We start from the raw sequence: 790 nt of genomic DNA on the forward strand, positions 1-790 counted from the left end.
AAGCCGTGCGGCGGGTGCTCGGCGCCAAACTCGCAGTGATCACCGGCGGTCCGGGCGTGGGCAAGACCTCGACGCTCGACACGATCCTGCGGATCCTGCGGGCGAAGGGCGTGCAGGTGCTGCTTGCCGCCCCGACCGGCCGGGCGGCCAAGCGCATGACCGAGCAGACCGGGCTGGAGGCCAAGACGATCCACCGCCTGCTGGAGATCGACCCGAAGCACGGCGGCTTCTCGCGTAACGAGGACAACCCGCTCGCCTGCGACCTGCTGGTGATCGACGAGACCTCGATGGTCGACGTGCCGCTGATGAATGCCCTGACCAAGGCGGTGCCGGAGCACGCCGCGCTGCTCCTCGTCGGCGATGTTGACCAGCTGCCCTCGGTCGGGCCCGGGCAGGTCTTGGCCGACGTCATCGCCTCGGGGGCTATCCCGGTGGCGCAGCTGACCGAGGTGTTCCGGCAGGCGGCCGAGAGCCGGATCGTCGTGAATGCGCACCGGATCAACGCCGGCAAGATGCCCGAGCCAGCTGCTCGGGGCGCGGACAGCGACTTCCACCTGATCGAGATCGACGAGCCCGAGCCGGCGGTGGCGACGCTGATCGAGGTGGTGACCAAGCGCATCCCGGCGCGCTTCGGCCTCGATCCGGTCCGGGACGTGCAGGTGCTCACCCCGATGCAGCGCGGCGTGCTCGGCGCGCGCAACCTCAACCACGAGCTCCAGGCGGTGCTGAACCCGAACCCCGCCATCTCGGTGGAGCGGTTCGGCTGGCGCTTCTCACCCGGCGACCGAGT

At 70.3% G+C, this 790-nt stretch carries 1 protein-coding gene; it reads left to right on the forward strand.

The genetic code is table 11. From position 1 onward, the window contains the following. A partial coding sequence (locus MKK65_RS00010; RefSeq protein WP_243954218.1) for an ATP-dependent RecD-like DNA helicase occupies nt 1–790 on the forward strand: 790 nt, incomplete at both ends.

Source organism: Methylobacterium sp. J-001 (assembly GCF_022829565.1).
Lineage (GTDB): Bacteria > Pseudomonadota > Alphaproteobacteria > Rhizobiales > Beijerinckiaceae > Methylobacterium.